At 41.9% G+C, this 26,977-nt stretch carries 24 protein-coding genes; 21 read left to right on the top strand and 3 right to left on the bottom strand.

Annotation, left to right across the window (positions count from 1 at the left end; translation table 11 throughout):
- Nucleotides 1-29: 29 nt before the first annotated feature.
- The gene (gene queE / locus DD649_RS17975) at nt 30-701 is read left to right on the top strand and encodes a 7-carboxy-7-deazaguanine synthase QueE (protein ID WP_294110212.1); all 672 of its coding nucleotides are present in this window, start codon (nt 30-32) and stop codon (nt 699-701) included.
- Nucleotides 702-953: 252 nt separating this feature from the next.
- Here the strand turns inward: queE and queD are convergent, their stop codons facing one another.
- Entirely contained in the window at nt 954-1,319 is a 366-nt protein-coding gene (queD, locus tag DD649_RS17970) for a 6-carboxytetrahydropterin synthase QueD (RefSeq protein ID WP_294110211.1), read from the bottom strand.
- A gap of 325 nt (nt 1,320-1,644) precedes the next feature.
- Here queD and cysJ point away from each other — a divergent pair, with 325 nt between their 5' ends.
- The 15 genes from cysJ (at nt 1,645) to rpoS (ending at nt 17,293) form a co-directional block, all read left to right on the top strand.
- Nucleotides 1,645-3,450 (top strand): NADPH-dependent assimilatory sulfite reductase flavoprotein subunit, encoded by a 1,806-nt coding sequence (cysJ, locus tag DD649_RS17965; protein ID WP_294110210.1) that lies wholly within the window; start codon nt 1,645-1,647, stop codon nt 3,448-3,450.
- A complete protein-coding gene (cysI, locus tag DD649_RS17960; RefSeq protein ID WP_336431021.1) occupies nt 3,450-5,195 on the top strand; it encodes an assimilatory sulfite reductase (NADPH) hemoprotein subunit in 1,746 nt (581 codons plus the stop codon). The genes cysJ and cysI overlap by 1 nt, the downstream gene beginning before the upstream one ends.
- A complete protein-coding gene (locus tag DD649_RS17955) occupies nt 5,192-5,926 on the top strand; it encodes a phosphoadenylyl-sulfate reductase (protein WP_294110206.1) in 735 nt (244 codons plus the stop codon). The genes cysI and DD649_RS17955 overlap by 4 nt, the downstream gene beginning before the upstream one ends.
- 337 nt (nt 5,927-6,263) lie before the next feature.
- Nucleotides 6,264-7,676 carry a siroheme synthase CysG gene (gene cysG / locus DD649_RS17950; RefSeq protein WP_294110203.1) on the top strand — a complete coding sequence of 471 codons (1,413 nt, stop codon included), beginning with the start codon at nt 6,264-6,266 and terminating at the stop codon, nt 7,674-7,676.
- A 14-nt stretch (nt 7,677-7,690) separates the two neighbouring features.
- Nucleotides 7,691-8,599 carry a sulfate adenylyltransferase subunit CysD gene (gene cysD / locus DD649_RS17945; protein ID WP_294110201.1) on the top strand — a complete coding sequence of 303 codons (909 nt, stop codon included), beginning with the start codon at nt 7,691-7,693 and terminating at the stop codon, nt 8,597-8,599.
- Between the two features lie 60 nt (nt 8,600-8,659).
- Nucleotides 8,660-10,102 carry a sulfate adenylyltransferase subunit CysN gene (cysN, locus tag DD649_RS17940; RefSeq protein WP_294110199.1) on the top strand — a complete coding sequence of 481 codons (1,443 nt, stop codon included), beginning with the start codon at nt 8,660-8,662 and terminating at the stop codon, nt 10,100-10,102.
- A gap of 5 nt (nt 10,103-10,107) precedes the next feature.
- Nucleotides 10,108-10,719, top strand: a complete 612-nt coding sequence (gene cysC, locus DD649_RS17935; protein ID WP_336431020.1) for an adenylyl-sulfate kinase — start codon at nt 10,108-10,110, stop codon at nt 10,717-10,719.
- 159 nt (nt 10,720-10,878) lie between these two features.
- Complete coding sequence (gene ftsB, locus DD649_RS17930) at nt 10,879-11,175, top strand: cell division protein FtsB (protein ID WP_336431019.1); 297 nt, start codon at nt 10,879-10,881, stop codon at nt 11,173-11,175.
- A 74-nt stretch (nt 11,176-11,249) separates the two neighbouring features.
- Nucleotides 11,250-11,975, top strand: a complete 726-nt coding sequence (gene ispD / locus DD649_RS17925) for a 2-C-methyl-D-erythritol 4-phosphate cytidylyltransferase (protein WP_294110193.1) — start codon at nt 11,250-11,252, stop codon at nt 11,973-11,975.
- Between the two features lie 13 nt (nt 11,976-11,988).
- Nucleotides 11,989-12,501: a 2-C-methyl-D-erythritol 2,4-cyclodiphosphate synthase gene (ispF, locus tag DD649_RS17920; protein WP_294110191.1), complete on the top strand. Its 513-nt coding sequence runs from the start codon at nt 11,989-11,991 to the stop codon at nt 12,499-12,501.
- Nucleotides 12,467-13,525, top strand: a complete 1,059-nt coding sequence (gene truD / locus DD649_RS17915; protein ID WP_294110189.1) for a tRNA pseudouridine(13) synthase TruD — start codon at nt 12,467-12,469, stop codon at nt 13,523-13,525. Before ispF ends, truD begins: the two co-directional genes overlap by 35 nt.
- The gene (surE, locus tag DD649_RS17910) at nt 13,503-14,264 is read left to right on the top strand and encodes a 5'/3'-nucleotidase SurE (protein WP_336431018.1); all 762 of its coding nucleotides are present in this window, start codon (nt 13,503-13,505) and stop codon (nt 14,262-14,264) included. The genes truD and surE overlap by 23 nt, the downstream gene beginning before the upstream one ends.
- A complete protein-coding gene (locus DD649_RS17905) occupies nt 14,261-14,887 on the top strand; it encodes a protein-L-isoaspartate(D-aspartate) O-methyltransferase (protein WP_294110187.1) in 627 nt (208 codons plus the stop codon). The genes surE and DD649_RS17905 overlap by 4 nt, the downstream gene beginning before the upstream one ends.
- A gap of 300 nt (nt 14,888-15,187) precedes the next feature.
- Nucleotides 15,188-16,252: a murein hydrolase activator NlpD gene (nlpD, locus tag DD649_RS17900; RefSeq protein WP_294110185.1), complete on the top strand. Its 1,065-nt coding sequence runs from the start codon at nt 15,188-15,190 to the stop codon at nt 16,250-16,252.
- Between the two features lie 54 nt (nt 16,253-16,306).
- Nucleotides 16,307-17,293 carry an RNA polymerase sigma factor RpoS gene (gene rpoS / locus DD649_RS17895; RefSeq protein ID WP_294110183.1) on the top strand — a complete coding sequence of 329 codons (987 nt, stop codon included), beginning with the start codon at nt 16,307-16,309 and terminating at the stop codon, nt 17,291-17,293.
- 90 nt (nt 17,294-17,383) lie between these two features.
- On the opposite strand, the gene miaE is transcribed toward rpoS, so the two are convergent.
- Nucleotides 17,384-18,163 carry a tRNA isopentenyl-2-thiomethyl-A-37 hydroxylase MiaE gene (gene miaE, locus DD649_RS17890; RefSeq protein WP_294110181.1) on the bottom strand — a complete coding sequence of 260 codons (780 nt, stop codon included), beginning with the start codon at nt 18,161-18,163 and terminating at the stop codon, nt 17,384-17,386.
- 1 nt (nt 18,164) lies between these two features.
- The gene (mutS, locus tag DD649_RS17885; protein ID WP_294110178.1) at nt 18,165-20,732 is read right to left on the bottom strand and encodes a DNA mismatch repair protein MutS; all 2,568 of its coding nucleotides are present in this window, start codon (nt 20,730-20,732) and stop codon (nt 18,165-18,167) included.
- Between the two features lie 230 nt (nt 20,733-20,962).
- Between mutS and DD649_RS17880 the strand changes: the two genes are divergently transcribed.
- From DD649_RS17880 to DD649_RS17860, 5 genes are all read left to right on the top strand, one after another.
- Nucleotides 20,963-21,487, top strand: a complete 525-nt coding sequence (locus DD649_RS17880) for an Arm DNA-binding domain-containing protein (protein WP_336431017.1) — start codon at nt 20,963-20,965, stop codon at nt 21,485-21,487.
- A gap of 623 nt (nt 21,488-22,110) precedes the next feature.
- Nucleotides 22,111-22,629, top strand: a complete 519-nt coding sequence (locus DD649_RS17875) for an Hcp family type VI secretion system effector (protein ID WP_294110176.1) — start codon at nt 22,111-22,113, stop codon at nt 22,627-22,629.
- Between the two features lie 69 nt (nt 22,630-22,698).
- Nucleotides 22,699-24,831, top strand: a complete 2,133-nt coding sequence (tssI, locus tag DD649_RS17870; protein ID WP_336431016.1) for a type VI secretion system tip protein TssI/VgrG — start codon at nt 22,699-22,701, stop codon at nt 24,829-24,831.
- Nucleotides 24,831-25,637: a DUF4123 domain-containing protein gene (locus DD649_RS17865; RefSeq protein ID WP_336431015.1), complete on the top strand. Its 807-nt coding sequence runs from the start codon at nt 24,831-24,833 to the stop codon at nt 25,635-25,637. The genes tssI and DD649_RS17865 overlap by 1 nt, the downstream gene beginning before the upstream one ends.
- Nucleotides 25,634-26,977: S-type pyocin domain-containing protein (locus DD649_RS17860; RefSeq protein WP_294110170.1), on the top strand; the 1,344-nt coding region annotated here is incomplete at its 3' end. The genes DD649_RS17865 and DD649_RS17860, both read left to right, overlap by 4 nt.

Raw genomic sequence — 26,977 nt, 5'->3', positions numbered from 1 at the left:
TGCCCCTTATTAACTATTTTAGGTGTGATATGAAATACCCAATTAATGAAATCTTTCAAACATTACAGGGAGAAGGCGTTTTTACTGGTGTTCCGGCTGTTTTTATTCGTTTGCAAGGCTGTCCAGTGGGATGTAGTTGGTGCGATACAAAACAGACGTGGGAAAAAGATCCAAGTAAAGAAACGACACTTGGTGACATTGCATTAAAAACGCTAGATAGCGATGAGTGGGCAATGTCGGATACAAATACATTGATAGATTTGATGAGAGAGAAAAAATATAGCGCTAAACATATTGTTATTACGGGAGGTGAACCCTGTATTTATGATTTAACGCTGCTAACGAACGAGCTCGAATTAAATGGCTATCAATGTCAAATAGAAACCAGCGGGACATATCCAATTCAATGCTCAGATAATACATGGGTGACTGTTTCTCCAAAAGTGGGTATGAAAGGTGGCTTAAAAGTATTAAAGCAGGCAGTAAATCGAGCTAATGAAATAAAACACCCCGTAGCAAGGGAAAAAGATATCCAAGCACTAGATGAATTACTGGCTATGAGAACACTAGAAACTCCGCCTGTAGTTGCACTACAGCCAATTAGCCAAAAGGCCTCGGCGACAAAATTGTGTATTGATACCTGTATTGAGCGTAATTGGCGGCTATCAATTCAGACGCATAAGTATTTAGCTATCCCCTAATTCTTGTTGTTCGTCATATTTCGAGTTATAGGGATGTTGGCTACGCGAAACTAACCCTAGTCACATACTTATTGTATGCTCCCAGGGCTTAGTTTCACTTGCCGCCTTGCTATAACTCGAACTATTTAGAATAATGATTTTATAATGAAAAAATTGGTTTTTATTTTGAGAAATAAAGGTTTGTTATTTAGCACTATGCTTATATAGATAGTTTTATCTCTGTATTTTTTGAGTTAGCTTATTTCATTAAAACTAATTTTCACCGCGATAGATACAACCCGCAGTGCAGGTTTCTTTGACAGTCACTGCGCTTAATTGTGGCAATAGAGGTTTAGTTTGTAGCCAAATCCAACGGGAAAGCACTTCGCTGGTTGGATTTTCAAGTCCGGTAATATCATTCAGATAATGGTGATCGAGTTGCTCTAAAATAGGTTTAAACACTTTTTTGACGTCAGAAAAATCAATAATCCAACCGCTATAGGCATCAACTTCCCCTGTAATTTCTAAACGTACCATGAAAGAATGACCATGGAGGCGACCACACTTATGACCTTCTGGAACATGAGGAAGCTTGTGCGCCGCTTCAAAAGTGAAATCCTTATAGATTGTTGTGCTCATAAATGTCTTCTCATTGATAATAAATAGCGCATTGTACGGTAATTTCCCTTCAAAATATCTTTATTTGCCAAATTATTACTAACCTTTTTTATCGATATCAATCATCGAATATAGTCTTTAGGCTTTTTAGCTATTAGATATGGCTAGAGTGTCTTATATCAATATCATGGGTTGTTATAACCTGTTTGTCCAAAACCTAAATTTTAAAGATAAAAAATAAACAACAAGTTATAAATTTTTTAAGTTGATGGTGGAACTTGCGGGTTAATGCAACTTAATTATTTGGGTCATATTCAATGATGAGTAATTCTGAGGTTAAAGGATAATGACGAAAAAACAGTCCCCGATATCAGCATTGCCTGTATCGGTAGAGCAACTTACGCGTTTACAGACTGCGGTAGATGATTTTTCATCTCATCAGCTAGCTTGGTTGTCGGGTTATTTGTGGGGAATGGTAAATCAAACGCCAAGCGTTGATACAGCTGCCAATGCACCTATCGCACCTGAAGAAACGGTCACTATTATTTCAGCCTCGCAAACAGGTAATGCCCGCCGTTTATCTGAACAACTTAGAGAGCGATTAATTAATGAAAAAATTAACGTTAACTTGGTAAATGCAGGTGACTATAAATTTAAACAGATAGATAAAGAAAAGTTGCTTGTGATAGTCGCGTCGACCCAAGGTGAAGGGGAGCCTGCTGAAGAAGCTGTTTCTTTGTATAAATATCTTTATTCAAAGAAAGCGCCAAATTTAGCAGAAACATGCTACGCCATTTTTGCGCTTGGTGACTCTTCTTATGAAAAATTCTGCCAAGCAGGAAAAGATTTTGACAATCAACTCGCTCAGTTAGGTGCAACGTCATTGCTTGAGCGGATTGATGCAGATGTAGAATATCAAGCTATTGCTGATGAGTGGGTCGATAATTTAACTCAGATACTAAAAGCAAGAGTGCCGGCGCAAAGTGCAAGCCAATTATTGACGACGCAAGCAGGGAGCGTGAATGAAATTCATTCATCACCTTATAGTAAAACTGCACCGTTAACTGCGTCATTACTCAGTAATCAAAAAATAACCAGTCGTGATTCTCAAAAAGATGTTAGGCATATTGAGATTGATTTGGGTGATTCAGGCTTACGTTATCAACCGGGTGATTCACTTGGTGTATGGTTTGATAATGATCCAGCATTAGTGGATGAGCTGGTGGCATTATTGTGGTTACAAGGCGATGAAGACGTTTTTATTGGCAAGCAACGTCATTCTTTACGTGATGCATTAATTTACCAATTAGAGTTAACTCAAAATACGCATCTTATTGTCGAAAAATATGCGCAATTGTCTAAGGATGATGCACTTCTAGCACTGATTAGCGATAAAAAAGCCATCTTACATTATGCGCAAACAATGCCGATTGTGGATATGGTTCGCCAAGCTGCGGCACAACCAACGGCTCAAGAGTTTGTTGATCTCCTGCGTCCATTAACACCGCGTTTATATTCAATTTCATCATCACAAGCAGAGTCAGAAGATGAAGTACATGCAACTGTCGGTGTTGTTCGCTATGACATTGATGGAAAAGCACGTACTGGCGGTGCTTCTGGCTTTTTAGCTGATCGCTTGAATGAAGGTGATGAATTACGTGTTTTCATTGAACACAATGATAATTTTCGTTTGCCAAGTGATGAATCTAAACCCGTTATCATGATAGGGCCAGGAACGGGGATCGCGCCTTTTCGCGCCTTTTTACAGCAAAGAGATAACGACGGCGCAACGGGTAAAAATTGGCTGTTTTTTGGTAATCCACATTTTGTTGATGATTTTCTCTATCAAGTCGAGTGGCAACGCTACGTTAAAGATGGTTTGCTAACTCGCATTTCACTCGCTTGGTCACGAGATCAGGCTCAAAAAATCTATGTACAAGATAAGTTGCGGGAACAAGGTAAAGAGGTGTGGGACTGGCTAGAACAAGGTGCCCATATTTACGTCTGTGGTGATGCCAACCGTATGGCAAAAGATGTAGAACAGGCTTTATTGGATATCATCAGTCAGTATGGAAGCATGGATAGCGAGCAAGCTGATGAATTTTTAAGTGAGCTGCGTGTGACGCGCCGTTATCAGAGGGATGTTTATTAATGAGCAATGAACAAGAAAAATCCTTACAAGATAAGCCCTTAGTTGTTGAAGGTAAACTTGCCGATAGTGAACGTATGAAAGTAAATAGTAATTATTTGCGTGGCACTATCAAAGACGATTTGAAAAATGGTTTAACGGGTGGCTTTGAGGGGGATAATTTTTTATTGATCCGCTTTCATGGCATGTATCAGCAAGACGATCGTGATATTCGTGCGGAACGTGTCGAGCAAAAATTAGAGCCGCGTCATGCGATGATGTTGCGTTGTCGTTTGCCGGGTGGAATCATTTCACCTAAGCAATGGCTTGATATTGACCAATTTGCAACAGAACACACATTATATGGCAGTGTTCGCATCACTAACCGACAAACATTCCAATTTCATGGGATTTTAAAAGGGGATGTGAAACCCGCTCACCAAATGCTAAACCATGTTGGGCTGGATGCCTTAGCGACCGCCAATGATGTTAACCGTAATGTGCTTTGTACTTCAAATCCTGTTCAGTCAGAACTGCATCAGCAAGCGTATGAATGGGCGAAAAAAATCTCTGAGCATCTTTTGCCTCGCACTACAGCCTATGCAGAGATATGGCTCGATAAAGAAAAAATCGTGACCACGGATGAAGAGCCGATACTCGGACAAACGTATTTACCTCGTAAATTTAAAACTACGGTGGTGATCCCGCCTTTGAATGATGTGGATCTTCATGCAAACGATATGAATTTTATCGCTATTGCCAAAGAGGGTGAACTCATTGGCTTTAACGTCCTTGTGGGGGGCGGGTTGGCGATGACTCATGGCGATACGGCGACATTCCCTCGTCTAGCCAGTGAGTTTGGTTTTATTCCATTGGATAAAACATTAGCGATTGCACAAGCGATTGTGACTACGCAGCGTGATTGGGGAAATAGAACAGAACGCAAAAATGCGAAAACCAAATATACCCTTGAGCGTGTTGGTGTTGAGACATTTAAAGCTGAGGTTGAAAGGCGTTCTGGGGTGATCTTTGAACCTATCAAGCCTTATGAATTTACTGATCGTGGCGACAAAATTGGTTGGTTAAAAGGTATTGATAATCGCTGGCATTTAACTCTATTTATTGAAAATGGTCGATTAATTGATACGGAGGATAAGCCGCTAAAGACTGGAGTCGCAGAGATTGCTCGTATTCATAAAGGGGATTTTCGTTTAACGGCAAACCAAAATTTAATTGTGGCGGGTGTGCCTGAAGAAGATAAAGCGTTGATTGAACAAATCGCGCGTTCTCATGGATTAATGAGTGACGGTATTAGTCACCAACGTGAAAATTCAATGGCTTGCGTATCATTTCCGACTTGTCCATTAGCAATGGCAGAGGCTGAGCGCTTTTTACCTGCCTTTACGGACGATATCGAAAAAATAATGGCATTCCATCATGTTGCGGATGAACATATTGTTCTACGTATTACGGGTTGTCCAAATGGCTGTGGTCGCGCAATGTTGGCAGAAGTGGGGCTAGTTGGTAAAGCTATGGATAGGTATAACCTGCATTTAGGCGGTAATCGTATTGGAACACGTATTCCTCGATTATTTCGTGAAAATATTACCAGTGCGGAAATTTTATCTATTTTAGACGAACTCATCGGACGTTGGGCTAAAGAGCGGCAAGCAGAGGAAGGATTTGGCGATTTTGTTATTCGTTCCGGTATTGTGAAGCCTGTGCTCAATTCCGCAGTTGATTTTTATGAGGTCAAGGAGGCGGTATGACTCGGCTTCAATTAGCTGAAATACAAAATTTAAGTAAAGAGCAGCAGATTCAAAATTTATCTGCATTCAATGTGCAGTTGGAATCGATGAGTGCTCTACAACGTATTGAGTGGGCAGCTGAATATTTACCGACAGAGTTTGTGTTGAGTTCAAGTTTTGGTATTCAAGCTGCATTGACTTTGCATATGGTGACGCAGGTCATGCCTGATATTCCTGTAATACTAACGGATACGGGGTATTTATTTCCAGAAACTTATCAATTTATTGAGCAGCTGACTGATAGGTTAAAGCTAAATTTAAAAGTATATCGCTCGACGCTATCACCTGCGTGGCAAGAAGCGATTCATGGGCAACTATGGACTCAAGGAATAGAAGGAATTGAGCGTTACAATCAATTGAATAAAGTAGAGCCGATGGATAGAGCGTTACAGGAATTACAAGCCGAAAGTTGGTTTTCAGGGCTAAGACGAGAGCAGTCGGCAAGTCGAGCATCTCTCTGTGTGCTGGGAATTGGACGTGGTATTTTTAAATTGTTACCTGTGATTGATTGGAATAATAAGCAAGTTTATGAATATTTAACGCAGCATCAATTGCCTTATCATCCTTTATGGGACCAAGGTTATTTATCTGTTGGTGATACCCACACGACGCGAAAATGGGAAGCAGGAATGAGTGAGGAAGATACACGTTTCTTTGGTTTGAAACGTGAATGTGGCCTTCATGAAAATTAGTCTGTAATAGGGTTATTGTTACAGGCGATCTACTAATTTATATATCATTAATAATATTTGTTTAATTACAAAGAGATAGTTGTATTTCTAAATTAAGTTATCTCTTTTTTTATATTGATTTTTTTATTATCAAGAAATGATGATATTTGATATTAGTTTGTTCTTTTTATCTATTTTAATGTTTTTTAGCCGATCTTAATGATTTTTTATTTGCTTATGCTTTTGAGTTACAAGTAATGATTTTTTGGCATTTCAAACCGGCCTCTTCAGGCCATATAGTCAAATCAATTAACTTATAAAAAAAATATATAACAGCATATAACTATGGATGAGCAATATGGATTACTTACCGTTATTTGTGGATCTTCGAACCCGTAAAGTCGTACTTATTGGCGGTGGTGTTGTGGCTGCTCGCAAGGCGGAGCTATTACTGAAAGCTCATGCTGCACTGGTTATTGTATCTCCAGAGCTGTGTCCACAGTTACAGCAAGAATATCAACAACAGAAATTTATTTGGCTGCAACATGACTATCAATCACATCATTTAAATGATGCTTATTTAGTCATAGCTGCAACGGATGATGGAAAATTGAATGAGAGAATTTTTCATGATGCAAATGAGCGAAAAATCTTTGCTAACGTCGTTGATGATCAACCGCTGTGCTCGTTTATTGTGCCATCCATTATTGATCGTTCTCCCGTTATTGTCGCAATTTCCTCTGGCGGAACAGCCCCGGTATTAGCGCGTCTTCTTAGAGAAAAATTGGAAACTATGCTGCCGACATCTTTAGGCAAAATGGCTGAAATTGCCGGCCGTTGGCGTGGCAAGGTGAAAGAGTCCTTAACTAATTTACGAGAAAGAAAACGTTTCTGGGAAAAAAGCTTTAGTGGCCACTTTGCTTCATTGGTTGAAAATGGGCAATTGGGCGCAGCCGAACAGCAACTAGAACGTCAGCTTTATCAGCAAGATAACAGCGGAGAGCTTATTTTAGTGGGCGCCGGTCCAGGTGATGCGGGTTTGTTAACGTTAAAAGGCTTACGCGTCTTACAAAGTGCTGATGTGGTTTTATACGACCACTTGGTTAGCGAAGAGATATTAGAACTGGTTCGTCGTGATGCTGACAAAGTTTGTGTCGGTAAACGCGCGGGTAATCACTCGGTTTCTCAAGAAGAAACCAATGAATTGATCGTTAAATATGCTCTGCAAGGTAAAAAAGTAGTTCGCTTGAAAGGTGGCGACCCATTTGTATTCGGGCGCGGTGGGGAAGAGCTACAAGTTGCAGCTCAAGCCGGTATTCCATTTCAAGTAGTGCCAGGTGTGACGGCGGCAATTGGTGCAACTGCTTATGCGGGAATACCGCTGACTCATCGTGAATATTCTCAAAGCATCACTTTCATTACCGGTCACTGTCGCGATGAGGGTGCCGAATTAGATTGGCAGGCGCTTTCTCGCGGAAATCAAACTCTTGCTATTTATATGGGAACGGTCAAGGCGGCGAATATTAGTCAGCAATTGATTCACTTTGGTCGTGATCGAGAAACACCTATTGCTGTTATTGGTTGCGGGACAAGGCGTAACCAGAAGGTGGTGACGGGGCAACTTCATGAATTGGATACATTAGCGCAGCAAGCCCCTGCTCCCGCATTAATCGTTATTGGCGAGGTCGCCGCATTACATCATCAACTTGTGTGGTTTGGTCAACAAACTGAAGACATCAGATGGCGCAGCGCCGTGCTGGAATTGGCTTAATTAAGGAGGCCATCATGAACGAGAAACGATTGACACATTTACAGCAATTAGAAGCCGAAAGTATTCATATTATTCGAGAAGTTGCCGCAGAATTTGCTAACCCAGTGATGCTTTATTCGATAGGTAAAGACTCATCTGTGATGTTGCATTTAGCGCGTAAAGCCTTTTATCCCGGCAAGCTACCCTTTCCATTATTGCACGTTGATACAGGATGGAAATTTCGTGAAATGTATGAGTTTCGTGATGAGACTGCGCGAAAATATGGTTTTGAGTTATTGATTCACCGTAACCCGGAAGGGGAAAGATTGGGGATCAACCCGTTTATTCACGGTAGTGCTAAGCACACTGATATCATGAAAACGGAAGGGTTGAAGCAAGCGTTAGATAAATACGGTTTTGATGCTGCTTTTGGTGGTGCGCGTCGTGATGAAGAAAAATCACGAGCCAAAGAGCGTATTTATTCGTTTCGAGATAGGTCTCATCGTTGGGATCCTAAAAATCAGCGCCCTGAGTTATGGCATAACTATAATGGCCAAATTAATAAAGGGGAAAGTATTCGCGTTTTCCCATTGTCTAATTGGACAGAACTGGATATTTGGCAATATATCTATTTAGAAAATATCGATATTGTTCCTTTATATTTCGCTAAAGAGCGCCCTGTAATTGAACGCGATGGTGCTTTATTGATGGTCGATGACGATCGTATTGATTTGAAATCAGGTGAAATGATCGCTAAGCAAAAAGTACGTTTCCGTACTTTAGGCTGCTGGCCACTCACTGGAGCTGTGGAGTCAAATGCGCAAACTCTGCCAGAAATTATTGAAGAAATGCTGATTTCAACCACAAGTGAGCGCCAAGGGCGTTTAATTGATAGTGACCAATCCGCTTCCATGGAGCTGAAAAAGCGCCAAGGGTACTTTTAATGATCAAGCGTATTTAGTCTTTGCGGGCATTGAGTTATCAACGGAATAGGGAGCAAAATCATGGCACAAGTTGCTTATAACGAATCTATTGCACAACAAATTGAACTACAAGGTGGTGTTGAGGCTTATTTACTCGCTCAACAACAAAAAGGTTTACTACGATTTCTCACCTGTGGAAATGTGGATGATGGTAAAAGCACGCTCATAGGCCGCTTATTACATGATACCCGCCAAATTTATCAAGATCAGCTATCCGTACTGCAAAGTGACAGTAAACGTATTGGCACTCAGGGTGAAAAATTAGATTTAGCGTTGCTAGTGGATGGTCTTGCGGCTGAACGTGAGCAAGGGATCACTATTGATGTGGCTTATCGCTATTTTTCAACAGAAAAACGTAAGTTTATTATCGCCGATACCCCAGGACATGAGCAATATACGCGCAATATGGCGACAGGTGCATCAACTTGCTCACTTTCTATTTTGTTGATCGATGCTCGAAAAGGAGTACAAGAGCAAACTCGTCGTCACAGTTTTATTAGTACATTGCTCGGAATTCGCCATTTAATTGTTGCAGTGAATAAGATGGATTTGGTGGATTACAGCCAAGAAGCTTTTGAAAAAATCAAACAAGACTATCAAAAATTTGTCACCGAGCTGCCTGTAGAATTGGATGTGTGGTTTGTACCGATATCAGCTCTTGATGGCGATAACATTGTCGATAAAAGTGATAGGTTGCCTTGGTATCAGGGGGAAACGTTACTTGATATTTTAGAAACTGTGCAAGTGAAGCAAAATGCATCTGAACAAGCTCTGCGTTTCCCTGTGCAATATGTTAATCGACCAAATTTAGATTTTAGAGGCTATAGCGGTACATTGTCCTCGGGGATCTTGCGTGTTGGACAAAAGGTTAAAATATTACCCGCAGGATCAATTTCCAAAATCAAACAAATAGTCACATTTTCGGGTACACAAGATTTTGCTGTACCGGGGGAAGCGATTACTTTGGTACTTGACGATGAAATTGATATTAGCCGTGGTGATTTAATTGTGGCTGAAGATGAATCTTTGCAAAGTACTCAGCACGCATTAATTGATGTCGTTTGGATGTCTGAGCAACCTTTAGTACAAGGGCAACAACTAGATATTAAAATCGCGGGGAAACGTAGCCGTGCAAAAGTCGAAAACATTCAATATCAAGTGGATGTGAATAATTTGACTCAAAAGGTTTCCACAGAGTTACCGTTAAATGGGATTGGTTTAGTCGAGTTTTCATTTGATGAACCACTATTGTTGGAGAACTATCAACGTAATGCCGAAACGGGAGGGATGATTTTAATCGATCGTTTAACCAATGTGACGGTGGGCGCCGGTCTGGTACGCGATACACAAACACAATTCTTTGAACAAAAAAGTGCGTTTAGTGAGTTTGAGATTGAACTTAATCAGCTAATCCGTCGACATTTCCCGCATTGGGGTGCGCGTGATGTACTTGGTGGGAAATAACGTCAATGACACAAAAAAATGACAATATTGTTTGGCATCCTCATCTTGTGACTCGCCAGCATCGTGAGGTTACTAATGGACACAAAGGCGCAGTGTTATGGTTTACCGGTCTATCAGGCTCAGGAAAATCAACACTCGCCGGTGCTGTTGAGCATCAATTAGCATTAATGGGTGTGAAAACCTATTTACTTGATGGTGATAATATTCGTCATGGATTATGTGGCGATTTGGGTTTTAGTGAGTCAGATAGACAAGAAAATATTCGAAGGATAGGTGAGGTGGCAAAGTTGATGGTAGATGCAGGTTTAGTTGTTGCTACTGCATTTATTTCACCTTATCAGGCTGATCGGCAAAAAGTACGTGATTTATTCGAACAAGACCAATTTTTTGAATTGCATGTTGCTACCCCTATTGAAATTTGTGAGCAGCGCGATCCTAAAGGTTTATATCAGCAGGCAAGAGAAGGAAAAATAACGCAGTTCACTGGTATTGATTCCCCCTATGAAACGCCTGAAAATCCTGAATTACAGATAGATGGACTGAACCCAGTTATCGATTCTGTTTCTCAAATAGTGGATTTACTCGTTCGTAAAAATATCATTCAAGCCACCTATTGATTGGGCAAAAATATCATCTTTTTTTATTTAATTATAAAATTGGATGATATATAACCTATTCTTACCTGAATTATTCTGACTTTTTACCACAATATTTGTATCACAGTAGCGTCATGGGCTCAGTTATGGGATGATTAGCAAATCATTTTAGGGGGCAAGATGGGCAAATTAACGTTACTGTTAATCGCAATATTAGCATGGTTACAGTATTCCTTATGGCTAGGAAAAAATGGCATACATGATTATGTTCGCGTCAAAGATGATGTCGCCGCTCAAGAAATCGTTAATTCACGCCTAAAAATGCGTAATGAGCAGCTATTTGCTGAAATCAATGATTTGAATGATGGTCAAGATGCAATAGAAGAACGAGCCCGAAGCGAATTAGGTATGTTAAAACCTGGGGAATCATTCTATCGAATGGTCAAAGAAAATAATAACCAGAATTCATCCCAGTGACCTGATACCAGATTGTATTACCTGTAACTATACCCATTAGCCTAATAATTTCTGATGTAAGACTCAAATAAATAATGATAAATCCAACAACTCATGGTGCCTCACCCATTGTCGCGTTAATTCCTGCTGCGGGTATCGGTAGCCGGATGAATGCTGATTGTCCTAAACAATATTTGCAGATAGCAGGTAAAACAATTATTGAGCATACGATTAATGCGCTGCTATTAAATCCTTTAATTCAATGTATTATTGTCGTGCTGAGTGCTGAAGATGATTGTTTTCAGCAACTTGAAATCGCAAAAGAGGCTCGTATTATCACGGTTATTGGTGGTAAAGAAAGGGCGGATTCGGTTCTGGCAGGTTTAGATTTTCTAGCAAAAAATGCAGATTATCTCAATAGCTGGGTGTTAGTACATGATGCAGCTCGCCCTTGTCTTCATCAAGATGATTTGAACCAAATTATTCAATTAGCAACTAACAAAGATTGCTGTGGTGGCATACTCGCAGCACCTGTTCGCGATACGATGAAGCGAAGTGTGAAAATTGATCAGCTTATTGATCATACTGTTGAGCGTGAAGCACTTTGGCATGCATTGACGCCACAATTTTTTCCGTTGTTGTTGTTACGTGACTGTCTAAGCAAGGCCTTGAAAGAAAAAACGATCATAACTGATGAAGCTTCTGCGCTCGAATATTGTGGTTATCAGCCTAAATTGGTAGTAGGGAGAGCGGATAATTTAAAAATAACGCAACCTGAAGATTTAGCGCTGGCGGAATTTTATCTTTCAAGAATTAAATAATAAGGAAAAGAAAATGAGAATTGGACACGGTTTTGATGTGCACAAATTTGGTGGTGAAGGTCCGATTATTATCGCTGGTGTTCGTGTACCTTATGAGCAAGGCCTACTTGCACATTCTGATGGTGATGTTGTATTACACGCCGCGACTGACGCTATTCTAGGTGCCGCAGCACTTGGCGATATTGGAAAATTATTTCCAGATACTGACCCTGCTTATAAAGGGGCTGATAGCCGTGTACTATTGAGAGAAGCATTTCGCCGGGTTCGTGAAAAAGGTTATAGCATTGGCAATATTGACATTACAATTATGGCTCAAGCACCTAAAATGTTGCCACATATTCCACAGATGCGGGTCAATATCGCTGAAGATCTTGAATGCCACATGGACGATGTTAACGTCAAAGCGACCACAACAGAGCAACTTGGTTTTGTGGGTCGTAAAGAAGGGATTGCTTGTGCGGCAGTCGTTTTATTAGTTAAAGACAACAGTAATGACACTCATGAATGTACAGTACCTGCATGGTAAACCACTTTCTTTAGGTACACTGAAAAGTATTCCTGAAGATTTTATTGTAAAAGAAGATTTAGGTTTTGAGCTTGATGGCGATGGCGAGCATGTGATGGTTCGCGTCGAAAAAATCGGCTGTAATACCTCTTTTGTTGCAGAGCAATTGGCAAAGTTTGCTAAAATTTCTGCTAAATCAGTTAGCTATGCCGGCCTAAAAGATAGGCATGCAGTGACTGAACAATGGTTTTGTTTACAAATGCCAGGTAAAGAAACGCCTGACTTTTCTGTGTGGCAGCTAGAAGGTTGCCGAGTACTTGCAACAACAAGGCAAAAAAGAAAATTGCGTATTGGTACCTTGAAAGGAAACCAGTTTGAAATAACGCTGCGCAATATTTCGGTGCCTGATGATGTTGAACAACGCCTACAAAAAATCGCCTCATTAGGTGTTCCTAATTATTTTGGCGAACAGCGTTTTGGTCGTGGTGGCCAAAATTTAATTCAAGCACTTCGTTGGGCAAACCAAGAGATTCAGGTTCGCGAACGGAGTAAACGTAGCTTTTATTTATCTGCTGCGCGTAGTGCAATGTTTAATTATATTGCAAGTGAACGTATTGAGAATAATACTGCTCAGCAGGCATTATTAGGCGATGCTTTACAGCTAACAGGGCGAGGAAGTTGGTTTGTTGCAACCGCTGATGAACTGCCGGCACTTCAAGCACGCTTGTTATCATCTGAGCTCAGTGTCACCGCACCACTACCCGGTGATGGCGAGTTGGGTACGCAGGATGATGCCTTAGCATTTGAAACTCAGTGTTTGGAAAATTATCAGCCTTTTCTTGCACTGATGAAAAGTGAGCGTGTATCTCCCGCAAGAAGAGCCATAATCATAAAACCACAAAATTTACAGTGGGAATGGCTGGATGACTCAACGCTGAAATTGCACTTTTTCCTAAATTCAGGCAGTTTTGCAACCAGTTTAGTGCGAGAAATTATCAGTCAGGACAATCAGGACAGTGTTGATGCTAAAGATTTTATTGAGTAATGACGACGGTGTTACTGCACCAGGAATTCAAACATTAGCGGCGGCGCTACGTCAACATTATCATGTTCAGGTGATCGCCCCTGATCGCAATCGTAGCGGTGCATCTAATGCATTGACATTAGATAAACCACTTAAAATTCAAACCTTAAGCAATGGGGATCTTTCTGTTTTAGACGGAACACCAACAGATTGCGTTTATATTGGTGTGAATAAAGTGGTTCGCCCTCGACCTGACATTGTGGTTTCAGGTATTAACTGTGGCCCTAATTTGGGCGATGATGTTATTTACTCGGGAACGGTGGCAGCGGCAACGGAAGGGCGTCATTTAGGATTGCCTTCTATTGCGGTTTCGTTAGATGGTGAAATTCATTATGAAACTGCCGCTAAAGTCACTTGTGATATTTTAGCCATGTTGCAGAAAAATCCGTTGCGTGCGGGCAATATTCTCAATATTAATGTACCTGATGTGCCTTATGACGAGATTAAGGGTATAAAAGTGACGCATTGTGGTAGTCGCCATGCAGCATCAGAAGTGTATAATCTTGAAGATCCAAAAGGTAACATGCTCTATTGGCTGGGGCCTGTTGGCGAAATTCGAGATGCAGGGCCGGGTACTGACTTTGAAGCGGTACAACAGGGTTATGTTTCAATCACACCACTGCAAGTCGATTTGACGGCATATAAGGCGCATTCGTTAATTGAAGAGTGGCTGGGAAAATCAGGAGTGACGGTAAAATGAAAACAGGGCTCATGAAAGATCTTTTGGCACAACTGCGCCAACAGGGAATTCACGATGAGCGCCTATTAGATGCGATATCACAAGTTCCTCGTGAACGGTTTGTTGATGAAGCTCTATCTCATAAAGCCTATGATAATATTCCATTACCTATTGGTCATGGACAAACTATTTCTCAACCTTATATTGTTGCGAAAATGACGGCATTACTTGCATTAATGCCTAATGATCAAGTGCTTGAAATTGGGACTGGGTCAGGATATCAAACCGCCGTACTTGCGCATTTAGCCCACCATGTATTTTCTGTTGAGCGTGTTAAAAGCTTACAATGGACGGCTAAGCGTCGTTTAAAACAGCTTGATTTGCATAATGTTTCGACTCGTCATGGTGATGGGTGGGAAGGATGGCAATCCAAAGGCCCTTTTGATGCCATTATTGTAACGGCTGCACCGAATGAAATTCCTAAATTATTGCTAAATCAGCTGAAAGACGGTGGTCGTTTAGTTTTACCGGTAGGCGATAAAGAGCAAGCTTTAAAATTGATTACACGTCGCGGAAATGATTATCACAGTAATGTGATTGAAAAAGTACGTTTCGTTCCTCTTATCGCTGGCGATTTAATCTAGCGTATCCTCATTATTTGGGTTTGTCGTATTTTTAGGTTTAACTCGAAAAAAAGTAATCCTAAAAGTTAAACAAACTCACATCAGCAGCAAAACTAGTCTAAATATGCTACTTTAGCTGTCTTAAATTGAACTATTTGGCTAAATTATTGAGTCATAATCTCAAATTGTTATATTTTTGATATATTTAACTTGTTCATTATTTTGTATTTCTGCTTTAATAAGCAAAATATTTTAAGAATCTCTATGCTGCTGACATGAGCTTAAATGTCACATCAGATTTTTCTTCTTGGGAGAAGATGCATGAAAATTGTTAGCCCTATAAGCAGAGCTCGATGGGCAGTGATCTTTTCATTTAGTGGAGTTTTATTAGCTGGGTGTTCAACCCCATATCATACTGCTGCGCCAATTTCGAGTGTGAATGACGGGCAATCTAGCCAACAGACCGCTCAAAGAACGAGCGTTAATACGACGTCGAACACGGGTATGAGTACGGCAATGCCTTCTTCTCGACCTAATCTGTCGAGCAATACTCAATCAGTTAATAGGGCATCAAGCCAAATCAATACCTCGACTGATGGACGCATTGTCTATAACCGTGATTATGGCAGTATTCCTAAAGGAAGTTATAACGGTAATAGCTATACCGTTCAGCGCGGTGATACTTTATTTTACATCGCTTATATAACTGGTAATGATTTCCGAGAGTTAGCATCTAAAAACGGTATTGCAGAGCCTTATAGTTTGAATGTCGGGCAAGTTATCAATATTGGTAACACAAATGTGAACTCGAACACTCAAATCGCCTCAAATTCATCAAATAGTCATCAGCAAGCGGTTGATCTTCGAACAACTAATGAGTATCCTGAAAATAGTGGTGGTCAAACTTCAGGTAAAATGTTGCCGAATAATAAGAAACCTGCAACGCAAGTTTCAACGACAACAAATAACACGACGACTACTGCTTCAACAGCAGCAAGTAGCACTAATAATTCGTCAATAAAATGGCGTTGGCCGGCTGATGGGAAAATGATTGAAGGTTTCTCTGATGCACAAGGCGGGAATAAGGGCGTCGATATCGCAGGTTCTCGTGGTCAAGCTGTTCTTGCTTCTGCTCCAGGAAAAGTCGTTTATGCAGGTAATGCACTGCGTGGATATGGAAATCTCATAATAATAAAGCATAACGATGACTACTTAAGTGCTTACGCACATAACGATACGTTGCTGGTGCGCGATCAACAGGATGTTACTGAGGGTCAAAAAATAGCGACGATGGGTAGTACTGGCACAAGCTCAGTCAGATTACATTTTGAAATTCGTTACAAGGGAAAATCAGTAAACCCGTTGCGTTACTTACCGCAACGATAAACTGGGCAGAGTGCTTTGACATTCTGTCCGCATTATCTAGGGTAGGAGTCACTGATGAGCCAAAGTTCACTGAAAGTTAACGAGTTATACAATGACCTCGATGAAAGTAATGCGGATGATGCTTTTGACGAGAGTCAGTTTAAAGAAGAGGATCTGATTTCTGAGCTAGAAGATGAAATGGATTTACACCAGAGCACGACTCTACGTGTTTTGGATGCGACCCAAATTTATCTCAGTGAAATTGGATTCTCTCCGCTCTTGACAGCTGAGGAAGAGGTTTTCTATGCCCGAAGGGCCTTACACGGTGATATTCCATCACGTCAGCGTATGATAGAAAGTAATCTTCGTTTAGTTGTAAAAATATCTCGTCGTTATAATAACCGAGGACTTGCCTTACTTGATTTGATTGAGGAAGGGAATCTTGGGTTGATACGTGCTGTCGAAAAATTCGATCCAGAAAAGGGATTTCGTTTTTCGACTTATGCAACTTGGTGGATACGTCAAACCATCGAGCGTGCGATCATGAATCAAACCCGAACTATTCGTCTTCCAATTCATATCGTAAAAGAACTTAATATTTACCTTCGAACTGCTCGTGAATTAGCTCAAAAGTTAGATCATGAACCGAGTCCTGAGGAAATCGCACAGCAGCTAGATAAACCTGTTGAAGACGTTAGCCGTATGTTGCGTCTGAATGAACGTATCACCTCGGTTGATACGCCAGTTGCAGGGGATTCAGAAAAGTCGTTGCTTGAGATTTTATCTGATGAAAATGACTCCGGTCCAGAAAATACAATTCAAGACAATGATTTAAAAGATAATATTGTTAAATGGTTATTTGAACTGAATCCAAAACAGCGAGAAGTTTTAGCACGTCGTTTTGGGCTTTTAGGTTATGAAGCTGAAACTTTAGAAGAGGTTGGGCGCGAAATTGGGCTCACTCGTGAAAGAGTTCGACAAATTCAGGTTGAAGGTTTAAGGCGTCTGAAAGACATATTGCATAATGAAGAATTAACATTGGAATCATTATTCAATTTGTAGGATGCTTTTTAGAAATTAAAAGTCCCCGTTGTTATATTAACTGCGGGGACTTATTTTTACTTAATTACTTTATCTTACTTATTTTATTGCCTAATTTCCGATATTAATATCAATAGGCACACCACTGTGAAATTTAAAGTCACTATCAGGTGTCGAAATTAACTCTGCTTCGATAACTCCGAAATAATGCACTCGCTCAGTAATATCCTGCTTATTAATTAATTGAGCTAATTGTAAATAATCTTGGTAATGGCGTGCTTCTGAGCGCAATAACGAAGTATAAAAATCAGCGAGCTTCTCATCTAAAAATGGGGCTAATTTTGCAAATCGTTCACAGGATCGAGCTTCTATATAGGCACCAATAATTAGTTTATCAACCAATGTACTTGGGTCATGGGGACTAATATGACTAAATAACCCTTTAGCATAACGTCCAGCGGTTATGCCGTCATAGGGAATATTTCGTTCATGCATTATCTCCAACACTTGGTAAAAGTGATGTAATTCTTCTTTAATTAATAATACCATTTTATCAATCAGATCTTGGCTATAGGCCGACTGCTTTCTTGCGAGTATTTGTTTTGAGATCTGGTTTTTATTTCTTAATGTATCAATGTTACCAATTTTATCATAAGCAAATGATTCATAAGGTTTGAACCATTCAAGTAATATAGCAGCGCTATCTTTATCTACCGCATATTTTCGAATTAAAAACATCGCACTCTGGGCTGCTTTAAGCTCACATAAAAGATGATCTTTTAAAATAATGGGTAAGTTTTCGGGACGGCTAGCTTTAAACACCCATGAGTCAGGCGTTTCACAGTGCAAAAAGTGCCTGATCGGCGCTAATAATTCAGCGTACTCATCCATATTACTTATTCATTTCCTTTAAACGATAGAGCCAATCAAGCGCTTGGCGCGGTGTTAGCTTGTCGGGATCAATTTCATCTAAAGTGGTGATTACCGGAGACGGCTCTTCTTCTTTGGTGGTTAAGAAACTTAATTGTGCGCTATCAACATGGCTTGTATTCGCACTACTAGAAATAATTTCGAGTTCTTTGAGTTTTTGTTTTGCGCGTTTTATGACTTCTTTTGGTACACCTGCAAGCGAAGCTACGGCTAAACCGTAACTTTTACTTGCTGCGCCTTCTTGGACATTATGCATAAAAGCAATAGTATCACCGTGCTCAATCGCATCGAGGTGAATATTGACAGCGCCTTCCAATTTTTCTGGTAAGGTGGTTAATTCAAAATAGTGAGTAGCAAATAAAGTCATCGCTTTGATACGATTAACTAAATTTTCAGCACAAGCCCAAGCAAGCGATAGGCCATCATAAGTTGATGTTCCTCGACCAATTTCATCCATCAATACCAAACTATGCTCAGTGGCATTGTGTAAAATATTTGCGGTTTCTGTCATCTCGACCATAAACGTTGAGCGCCCAGAGGCAAGATCGTCTGATGCGCCTACGCGGGTAAATATGCGGTCAATAGGGCCAATAATAGCTTTGCTTGCTGGTACAAAACTACCAATGTAAGCCAATAGCGCAATCAATGCAGTTTGACGCATATAAGTACTTTTACCGCCCATATTTGGCCCCGTAATGATCAAAAGGCGGCGTTGCGGCGATAAAGATAATGGATTAGAAATAAACGGTTCACTAAGGACTTGTTCAACCACTGGATGACGGCCTTCGGTGATTTGAATACCGGGCTTGTCGGTGAGTTGTGGGCAGGCGTAACCGAGCGTTTCAGCTCTTTCGGCAAGATTAACGAGCACGTCAAGTTCAGCAAGTGCTTCGGCACTGGTTTGTAGTGCGGCTAAATGTGGTAGCAGCATATCAAACAGGGCATCATAAAGCGCTTTTTCAATGGCTAATGCTTTTCCTTTTGAGGTCAATACCTTATCTTCATGTTCTTTTAATTCAGGAATAATATAGCGTTCAGCATTTTTTAATGTTTGACGACGTACATAGTGAATTGGCGTTAAGTGACTTTGTCCTCGGCTGACTTGAATATAGTAGCCATGTATGGCGTTATAGCCGACTTTTAAAGTGTCTATCCCTAAATTTTCTCTTTCACGAATTTCCAGCTTATCAAGATAATCGGTAGCACCATCAGCCAATGCACGCCACTCATCTAATTCACTGTTGTAGCCCGGAGCAATGACACCGCCGTCTCGAATTAATACCGGTGGCGCATCAATAATTGCGTTTTCAAGTAATGCTTGTAGTTCATCAAATTGACTAATGCGGCTTTGTAATTCTTGTAAGTAGGTGCTGTTCGATTGGCCTAAAATTTGATGGATATCGTGATATTGCTGAAAAGCATGACGCATACGAGTTAGGTCACGAGGACGAGCGGAACGTAGTGCAAGACGTGCAAGAACGCGCTCTAGGTCGCCAATCTGGCGCAAGAAAGGTTGTAATTCAGAACCCTGTTCTTGTAAGGCACCGATAGCTTGTTGGCGGTTATTGAGTATTTGAGTATTACGCAGCGGTGTATGGATCCAGCGCTTTAACATGCGGCTACCCATTGGGGTTACGCACATGTCTAATATTGACGCGAGGGTATTTTCTGTTCCTCCAGCCAAATTTTGGGTTAATTCTAAATTACGGCGCGTGGTCGCATCTAGAATGACATTATCATTTTGTTTTTCCATGATAATGCTGCGAATATGGGGCAGTGAAGTTCGCTGGGTATCTTTGACGTATTGCAATAGACAACCCGCTGCTCTAAGGGCTCTATTTGCATTTTCTACACCAAAACCAATTAAGTCTTTGGTGCCAAATTGTAAGCCAAGCTGTTGTTTAGCCGTATCGAGCTCATATTCCCATAATGGTCGACGTCTCAACCCTTTGCCGCGCTCTATTAATGGCATACTCGCAAAGTCTTCTGGATAGAGAAGTTCAGCGGGGCGGGTACGCTGCAACTGTGCTTGCAATGCTTCTTCATCGGCAATTTCGCTAATAATGAAACGGCCTGAGGTAATGTCTAAAGTGGCAAATCCATAGCCTTGAGCGTCTTGCCAAATCGCTGCTAATAAGTTGTCTTGTCTTTCATTTAATAAAGCTTCATCTGTAATGGTGCCGGGAGTGACAATACGTACAACTTGGCGTTCAACGGGACCTTTGCTGGTGGCAGGATCTCCAATTTGTTCACAGATAGCAACGGACTCACCTTGTTGGACTAATTTGGCCAGATAATTTTCAGCTGCATGGTAGGGGATCCCCGCCATCGGAATGGGCTGGCCTGCTGATTGACCTCGTTTAGTTAGCGTAATATCAAGTAGCTGTGATGCTTTTTTGGCATCATCAAAAAATAATTCGTAAAAATCACCCATACGATAAAACAGTAGTATGTCTGAATGTTGTGCTTTTAGTTTTAAATACTGCTGCATCATTGGGGTGTGTGATTCTAAATTCCGGTTGTCTGTCATAAGGTTATCTATCTTAACTTATTGAATTTGTTTGCTTCTGTGTTTATTTGTTGTCTCATGTAATAACATGATGTCTTATGAAATATCACAGAATCTCATATAAAAGTGTAGGTTGAAGTGTAGGTTGTTGATGGTGACATGGTATAATGAGCATAACAAAACTAGCAACCTACACTTTTTACTAAAAATCGTTAATTATCTTATAGTCAGCGCTAAACAAGGTAATACCTATGAGCCAAAAAACACAAGCTAAGCCCTTATCCGCAAAAGCCATTGAAGCGATGAAACCTAACTGTAATGTTAGGACTGATACAGGCGAAAACACAGGTTTACGAGTATCTTGTGGTGCGACTGGTATTAAGACATTTATTTATCGATATAGTAGCCCAGTTACACATAAACTTGTACAGATAAAAATCGGTAATTTTCCTCAAATATCGTTGAGTGAAGCGAGAGTTAAGCTACAAGAATTAAAACAATTACGCCAATTAGGACGATGTCCCGCTACAGAGCTAAAAGAAGAAAAACAGCACCAAAAGCAAGTTCAGTTAGAACCACTAGAAACGAAATTGACAGTTAAAGATCTTATTGAGCTTTACTTAATTGAACGTATTGAAGATCGTAAAGGTAAAGACGGTAAAATCATTGCAGGAGCAAGAAAGAAAAAAGGGCAAATAGAAGTCCGTCGTATGCTTGAAGCTGATGTTATTCGTGTCTTAGGTGAACGAATGGCACATGAAGTTAACATCACCTAAGTAAAAACGACTTTTTGATTTGGCATTGATTTCCCTTGTTGTACTATCGATTAAATATCCCTTATTTTAGCTTGCCTGTTTTTTGAATAATACCGTGAACTCAACGTCGTTAAAAACGGTTAAACTTACATACTAATTTGATTTTTTTCTGATTTCGATATTAAATTCTAAAATATTTTAATTTTTATATTTAATATATCGAGCTATATTGCTTTGATAATCATGATATTAAGGTTTTTTATTATTAATTGGTGTTATATTGATATAAATCAAATGATTAGAAGGTGTTTTTAAGTTTGTAATACTTCGTTACATAGTTTATTTTCATGTACATTAGAACTTACTGGGCTTATTGCAGTTTCGCTCGTTCTTTGCTCGATGATTGTTCTGATATTACTCGGTTTTAGTGCTTTTTTTAGAGTTATATGGCGGTGTTTCAACCGGTTTACGCTAAGTCACTTATCCTAGGGAGATGCGGCAAGGTCGATAGATTTACAACCCACTCATAAGCTTTTATTATCCTTTATGCCAATCTTACCGTGCGCACTGGCTGAGATGACTTAAATTAATAGGTAATTATATCTACCTAACTCAACTTGTCATTTTTGATAAAGGATATCGCTATGCCAACTCCATGTTATATTTCCATTGAAGGAAAAACCCAAGGCAACATCACTGCGGGTGCATTTACAGCAGAATCGGTGGGGAATATTTTTGTACAAGGTCATGAAGACCAAATGCTGGTGCAAGAGTTCTCTCACGTGGTCACCGTCCCGACAGACCCGCAATCCGGTCAACCTTCAGGCCAACGTGCACATAAACCTTTCCGCTTTACTGTCGCGTTGAATAAATCCGTGCCATTACTGTATAACGCGTTAGCATCTGGCGAAATGCTGCCAAAAGTAGAATTGAAATGGTACCGTACCTCGGTAGAAGGTAAACAAGAGCATTTCTTCACCACCACACTAACGGATGCGACTATCGTTAACATCGATTGCCAAATGCCACATTGCCAAGACCCTGCAAAGTCTGATTTTACCCAACTGATTGAAGTGTCCCTGTCTTACCGTAAAGTAGACTGGGAGCACACCGTTGCTGGCACATCCGGTGCCGATGACTGGCGTGCGCCACTCGAAGCGTAAGCCATACTCTAGCGAGCCTTTCGGGGCTCGTTTGTGTTTTTAGTCTTTTTTCCCGTAGAGAAAATTCACATGTCTTTGATAGATCCTAACAAAAATAGAAGACTTGGCAACCCTGAAAATAACGCGCTCATTCATGGCGGGGGATACACGGGGGGCGTTGGCAGAACCTATGCACAAGACCGAGCCCTGCAAGAAGCGCATGGCAAGCTGTTAGACCAGATAGCCAATGGTGAAACGGGGACTGGGTTAGTCTTCACTTGCACTATCGGCGGGCTGCCTGAAAACACCTTTCAGGTGACCCAGTTTGATTTGCAAGAAGGGCTTTCCCAACTCTTTTCATTGTCGATTCAGGCGGTCAGCCCGTTACCCGAGATTGATTTTCAAACGTTATTGGGGGCTGCTTCTTCGTTGACAGTAAAGCGAGATGGAAAAATTCTTCGCACGGTACAAGGTATCTTAGCAGGTGCAGAGCAAGGGAATACGGATGGGGTAAAAACCTGGTATCACTTTGTGATACGCCCTGAAATGTGGGTAATGACACTCAAGCAAGACAGCCGTATTTTTCAAAATATGACGGTGCCTCAGGTACTGAAAACGTTGTTGGATGAAGCCCGTGTTAAACATGACAACGGCTTCTACCATGCCGAGGAGCACCTAGAGCGTCGATATCTCACACAAAAACGCGAAACGATGTATGCATTTTGGTGCCGACTTGCGGCAGAAGAAGGGATTAATTTTTGGTTCGAAGAGGGTCCTCAACTGTTTTACAGTGACCGCCATTTAGGCATGAAAGCGGGGATATCGCTTACCTATAATCCGCAATTTGAGACGGATATTACCGACAGTACTGCCACCACATGGCGTTATGCCGAGCAGCTGTGTAGCGATATTCGTGTGGATAAAGATTACAATCAACTTAGACCATCTTACCCCTTGAGGCACCAAGTTACCGGTGATGTTCACCAACAACACGAAGTCTTTGAAAGCTATGGGCGTTTTCAAGAAGATGCTGAAGGTAAACCACTGAATCAACTTCGCTACGAACAATCACAAAACCAGCGGCAAGTAGGCTCGGCAACGACGAACTGTATTGAATTAGCCCCGGGGCGTATTTTTACCTTATCTCATCACCCGAGTGCACGCATGAATACGACATGGCAGGTGATTAGTGTCTCTCACCACGGCGTGCAACCCCTTGCGGATAACAGTGGCGGTGAAGGCACCCAACTGAGTAACCAACTCTCTTTTATTCCCAGCACGCAAGAATGGCGTCCACCTTACCACTATAAACCTCTTGCGGATGGCGATGAAATCGCCACAGTCGTGGGGCCGGAAGGGGAAGAAATCTACACCAATAAAAAAGGGGAAGTGACGGTCTATTTCCATTGGGATAGGCGCGGCGTATCTGACCACAGTGCGTCTTGCTGGGTGCCCGTGACGCACGGCTGGAGTGGTAACGGCTATGGGTTTATGAGCATTCCCCATGTTGGGCAGCAGGTTTTAATTAGTTACCTGAATGGTGATATTGACCGACCCGTCATCACGGGGTGCTTGTACAATGGACGCAATGCGCCACCGCTAGACTTACCCGCACAAAAAACGCGTACCACCTTTAAAACCTGTACCCATAAAGGTGAGGGGTTTAACGAATTGCGCTTTGAAGATCAAGCGGGGCAAGAGGAAGTCTATATCCATGCTCAGCGCGACATGAATGTGCATATTCAACATGATAGCCATACCCATGTCCAACATGATGTCAAACAGCGTATTGACCAACACCGTTTTACCGATATTCAAGGAGATGACCATCTTCACGTTAAAGGCACGCACAAGGCCCTGACAGAAGGTGACCTCTCTGAACAAGTGCTCGGCAGTTATCATCAGCACATCAGTGGTGCACTGGTGAGTGAAAGTGGTCAAGAGACCCACATCACCAGTCAAGGCAAAGTGGTGATTGATGCAGCGACGGAAATTACACTTAAAGTGGGCGGCAGTTTTGTGCGGGTGACGCCGGGTAATGTGTTTACGTCAGGCAATGTGGCCATTGGTGACAGTGCGGGAGGCTCAGGGCAAGCGGTGAATATTCAATTGCCGGATGGGGTTGACCCTTTTGCAGTACCACCTTACCCGATTAAACCCTATTGCGCGATGCAAGCCCAGGCCACGGGTAGTTGGGTGATTAAACCCAATGGAGGGCAGTGATGAAATCAACGGATTGGACAAAATGGTTAACCGAGCCGAATACTGACCCAGTGTATTTGCTGCTTAACATGTTAGCCACACCGAACCCCACCGATTTATTGTTTGCCAACGATTGGGTTGAACAGGCATTCCCTCTCTACAACGGCACTGCGATGGCCCATTTAATCGGTCAGAGTCCGTGGCTTGTGAAGTTAAAACCGAGTGCGTATGCCCCATTAGGGCAACTGCTTGACCGTAAAGGCTTCAGTGATAACTCGTGGGGCTGGGCGTATCGTAGCTCGCTGGATTGGCAATACCAATTACGTCATTGGCAAAACCGCCAATTGGTGACACTTAACGACGAACTCGTGGTGCTGCGCTTAATGGATACGCGCATTGCGAATGTCCTTATTCCTAAAATGCGTGAAATGGATTGGTCTGTGCTGATGACGCCTGTCCATGAGGTGATGTTAGAGACGGCAAGTGCCCCTGCTTTTTTTGAATCGCCCACGCGTCATAATCCCTTACCGATATCTGAATTGCAACGGCGTCCGTTCATGATGGGTGAGCACTTACAAGCCGCGTGGGAAAGCTCGGCGCAGTTTATCCTGCTATTAGCGGAAAATATGGCGTGTGAGCTGTGGGAAAATCAGTCTGAGACAGCCATTACCCTCGACATGCCAGAAGGTCAACTTCACCAACGTTTGGTGGATTGGTTACACGTGCATCCCTCGCAAGCGGGCGACATTAACACGCGCACCCTTACCCAGTTTACGGACTATGCGCAGCAACAAGGCTGGCTAACCACGACAACGGAGCCGTCATGAGTCAGAAAATCGAATCTTGCATTATCTGTGAAAACTACCGATTTTGGTTAGAGCTGCAATTGGTGGATGACAAGGGACAACCCTTAGCCAATGTGCCGTATACACTCGCGGAGCGAGGGACAGGCCGCACGTTACAAGGCAGCAGCGACCCTCAGGGGTTGATTAAAGCGGAAGGATTAACCGCACGCCCCTATACTCTGAGTCTTGAGCCGCAACCTTTGGCGGATACCCTCACCGCGATGTTACCTCCGGCAGCAATCCAAGGCAAAGATAAGGCACTGAGTGATTTTTGCCGTGAACAGGGTTATCTCCTGAGTGAAAATAACCGAGCAGGGGCCTTTAACCCCAATGTGCCCATCACTGTCCATCGCATGACGGCGGGGCAAATTAGCCGTTCAGCCCACTACCAGCAACGGGATAACGGTTATCCCTTGTTGTTTCCTTATGACCATCGCCGTGTGATTGCGATTAAGCGGATAGCAGAGCCTGTATTTGCCAAATCTGTGTTACGCGGTGAAGGTAATACCGATGCGGGCGAAAATCCTGAAATCAGTAACTACTTTGGTTCTACAGCCGTTTACCAAGTTCAACCCAAACTCATACCGTCCGAGCAGGCTAAACCTGCTGAGTTCTCCATCGCCTCTTTATTTGGTATTTCGACGGCTGAAGCGAATCCCTTTATACTCATCTCATTAGCAACAATGTTCCTTCAGCAAATGGCGGTATCCGGCGGTGCTGTACAGAGTCAAAATACGTGGCAATCTTCGAATGATGATTTTAGCGATGACTTTTCATCCAGTGCATCCCATTCACACATTGCAAATACCCCTTCAGTCTTATCAGCATTGAGTATCGTTGTGAGTATGGGGTATGTGGGCATGTTTACGCGTACAGAATCGAGTGACCCTAGCGATTTGCTCACTTACGATGACTTAAAAGAAAAAGCACTTGCTAATGAAACCGCGACCACTCGAATACGTATGGGAATCGATGAAGATGGTCAAGTGGTCGGCTATCATACCTCAACGGAGAGTGGGCAAGACCAAGTTCCTGTAAGGATGATGGAACTCGCTTCAGAAGCGGAGACGCAAAAAGTCCGTTCATTGGCGGTCTATCAAGCATCAGAAGGCTTACGATATGCGGGTAGTACAGCAGATGTGTACAAATTTACTACCGATGACAGAGAAGACGTTTTTATCAGTTATGCGAAAAATGGTAATTTTGTGGGCATTCAATCACAAATCCATGAGGGGGAAGGCCGAATTCATACGGGGCACCCGCCGTCACAACCTTTAGATGTTAGACCGCATACGGGTGGCAATCAGCTACCTGAGCCTGTT

Origin of the sequence: Providencia sp., from assembly GCF_003533305.1 — a bacterium.
GTDB lineage: Bacteria > Pseudomonadota > Gammaproteobacteria > Enterobacterales > Enterobacteriaceae > Providencia.
The sequence above is the reverse complement of the archived record's forward strand: the minus strand, read 5'-3'. Positions and strand labels throughout refer to the sequence as shown.

Excerpts from the sequence above, each read along its gene's own strand:
- DD649_RS17905 (WP_294110187.1), top strand. The coding sequence starts at position 14,261 with ATGAAAACAGGGCTCATGAAAGATCTTTTGGCACAACTGCGCCAACAG.
- cysD (WP_294110201.1), top strand. The coding sequence starts at position 7,691 with ATGAACGAGAAACGATTGACACATTTACAGCAATTAGAAGCCGAAAGT.
- ispF (WP_294110191.1), top strand. The coding sequence starts at position 11,989 with ATGAGAATTGGACACGGTTTTGATGTGCACAAATTTGGTGGTGAAGGT.
- miaE (WP_294110181.1), bottom strand. The coding sequence starts at position 18,163 with ATGGATGAGTACGCTGAATTATTAGCGCCGATCAGGCACTTTTTGCAC.
- cysI (WP_336431021.1), top strand. The coding sequence starts at position 3,450 with ATGAGCAATGAACAAGAAAAATCCTTACAAGATAAGCCCTTAGTTGTT.
- DD649_RS17865 (WP_336431015.1), top strand. The coding sequence starts at position 24,831 with ATGAAATCAACGGATTGGACAAAATGGTTAACCGAGCCGAATACTGAC.
- nlpD (WP_294110185.1), top strand. The coding sequence starts at position 15,188 with ATGAAAATTGTTAGCCCTATAAGCAGAGCTCGATGGGCAGTGATCTTT.
- surE (WP_336431018.1), top strand. The coding sequence starts at position 13,503 with ATGCTAAAGATTTTATTGAGTAATGACGACGGTGTTACTGCACCAGGA.
- cysC (WP_336431020.1), top strand. The coding sequence starts at position 10,108 with ATGACACAAAAAAATGACAATATTGTTTGGCATCCTCATCTTGTGACT.
- queE (WP_294110212.1), top strand. The coding sequence starts at position 30 with ATGAAATACCCAATTAATGAAATCTTTCAAACATTACAGGGAGAAGGC.
- ispD (WP_294110193.1), top strand. The coding sequence starts at position 11,250 with ATGATAAATCCAACAACTCATGGTGCCTCACCCATTGTCGCGTTAATT.
- DD649_RS17880 (WP_336431017.1), top strand. The coding sequence starts at position 20,963 with ATGAGCCAAAAAACACAAGCTAAGCCCTTATCCGCAAAAGCCATTGAA.
- DD649_RS17875 (WP_294110176.1), top strand. The coding sequence starts at position 22,111 with ATGCCAACTCCATGTTATATTTCCATTGAAGGAAAAACCCAAGGCAAC.
- cysJ (WP_294110210.1), top strand. The coding sequence starts at position 1,645 with ATGACGAAAAAACAGTCCCCGATATCAGCATTGCCTGTATCGGTAGAG.
- tssI (WP_336431016.1), top strand. The coding sequence starts at position 22,699 with ATGTCTTTGATAGATCCTAACAAAAATAGAAGACTTGGCAACCCTGAA.
- cysN (WP_294110199.1), top strand. The coding sequence starts at position 8,660 with ATGGCACAAGTTGCTTATAACGAATCTATTGCACAACAAATTGAACTA.
- cysG (WP_294110203.1), top strand. The coding sequence starts at position 6,264 with ATGGATTACTTACCGTTATTTGTGGATCTTCGAACCCGTAAAGTCGTA.
- queD (WP_294110211.1), bottom strand. The coding sequence starts at position 1,319 with ATGAGCACAACAATCTATAAGGATTTCACTTTTGAAGCGGCGCACAAG.
- rpoS (WP_294110183.1), top strand. The coding sequence starts at position 16,307 with ATGAGCCAAAGTTCACTGAAAGTTAACGAGTTATACAATGACCTCGAT.
- truD (WP_294110189.1), top strand. The coding sequence starts at position 12,467 with ATGACACTCATGAATGTACAGTACCTGCATGGTAAACCACTTTCTTTA.
- mutS (WP_294110178.1), bottom strand. The coding sequence starts at position 20,732 with ATGACAGACAACCGGAATTTAGAATCACACACCCCAATGATGCAGCAG.
- ftsB (WP_336431019.1), top strand. The coding sequence starts at position 10,879 with ATGGGCAAATTAACGTTACTGTTAATCGCAATATTAGCATGGTTACAG.
- DD649_RS17955 (WP_294110206.1), top strand. The coding sequence starts at position 5,192 with ATGACTCGGCTTCAATTAGCTGAAATACAAAATTTAAGTAAAGAGCAG.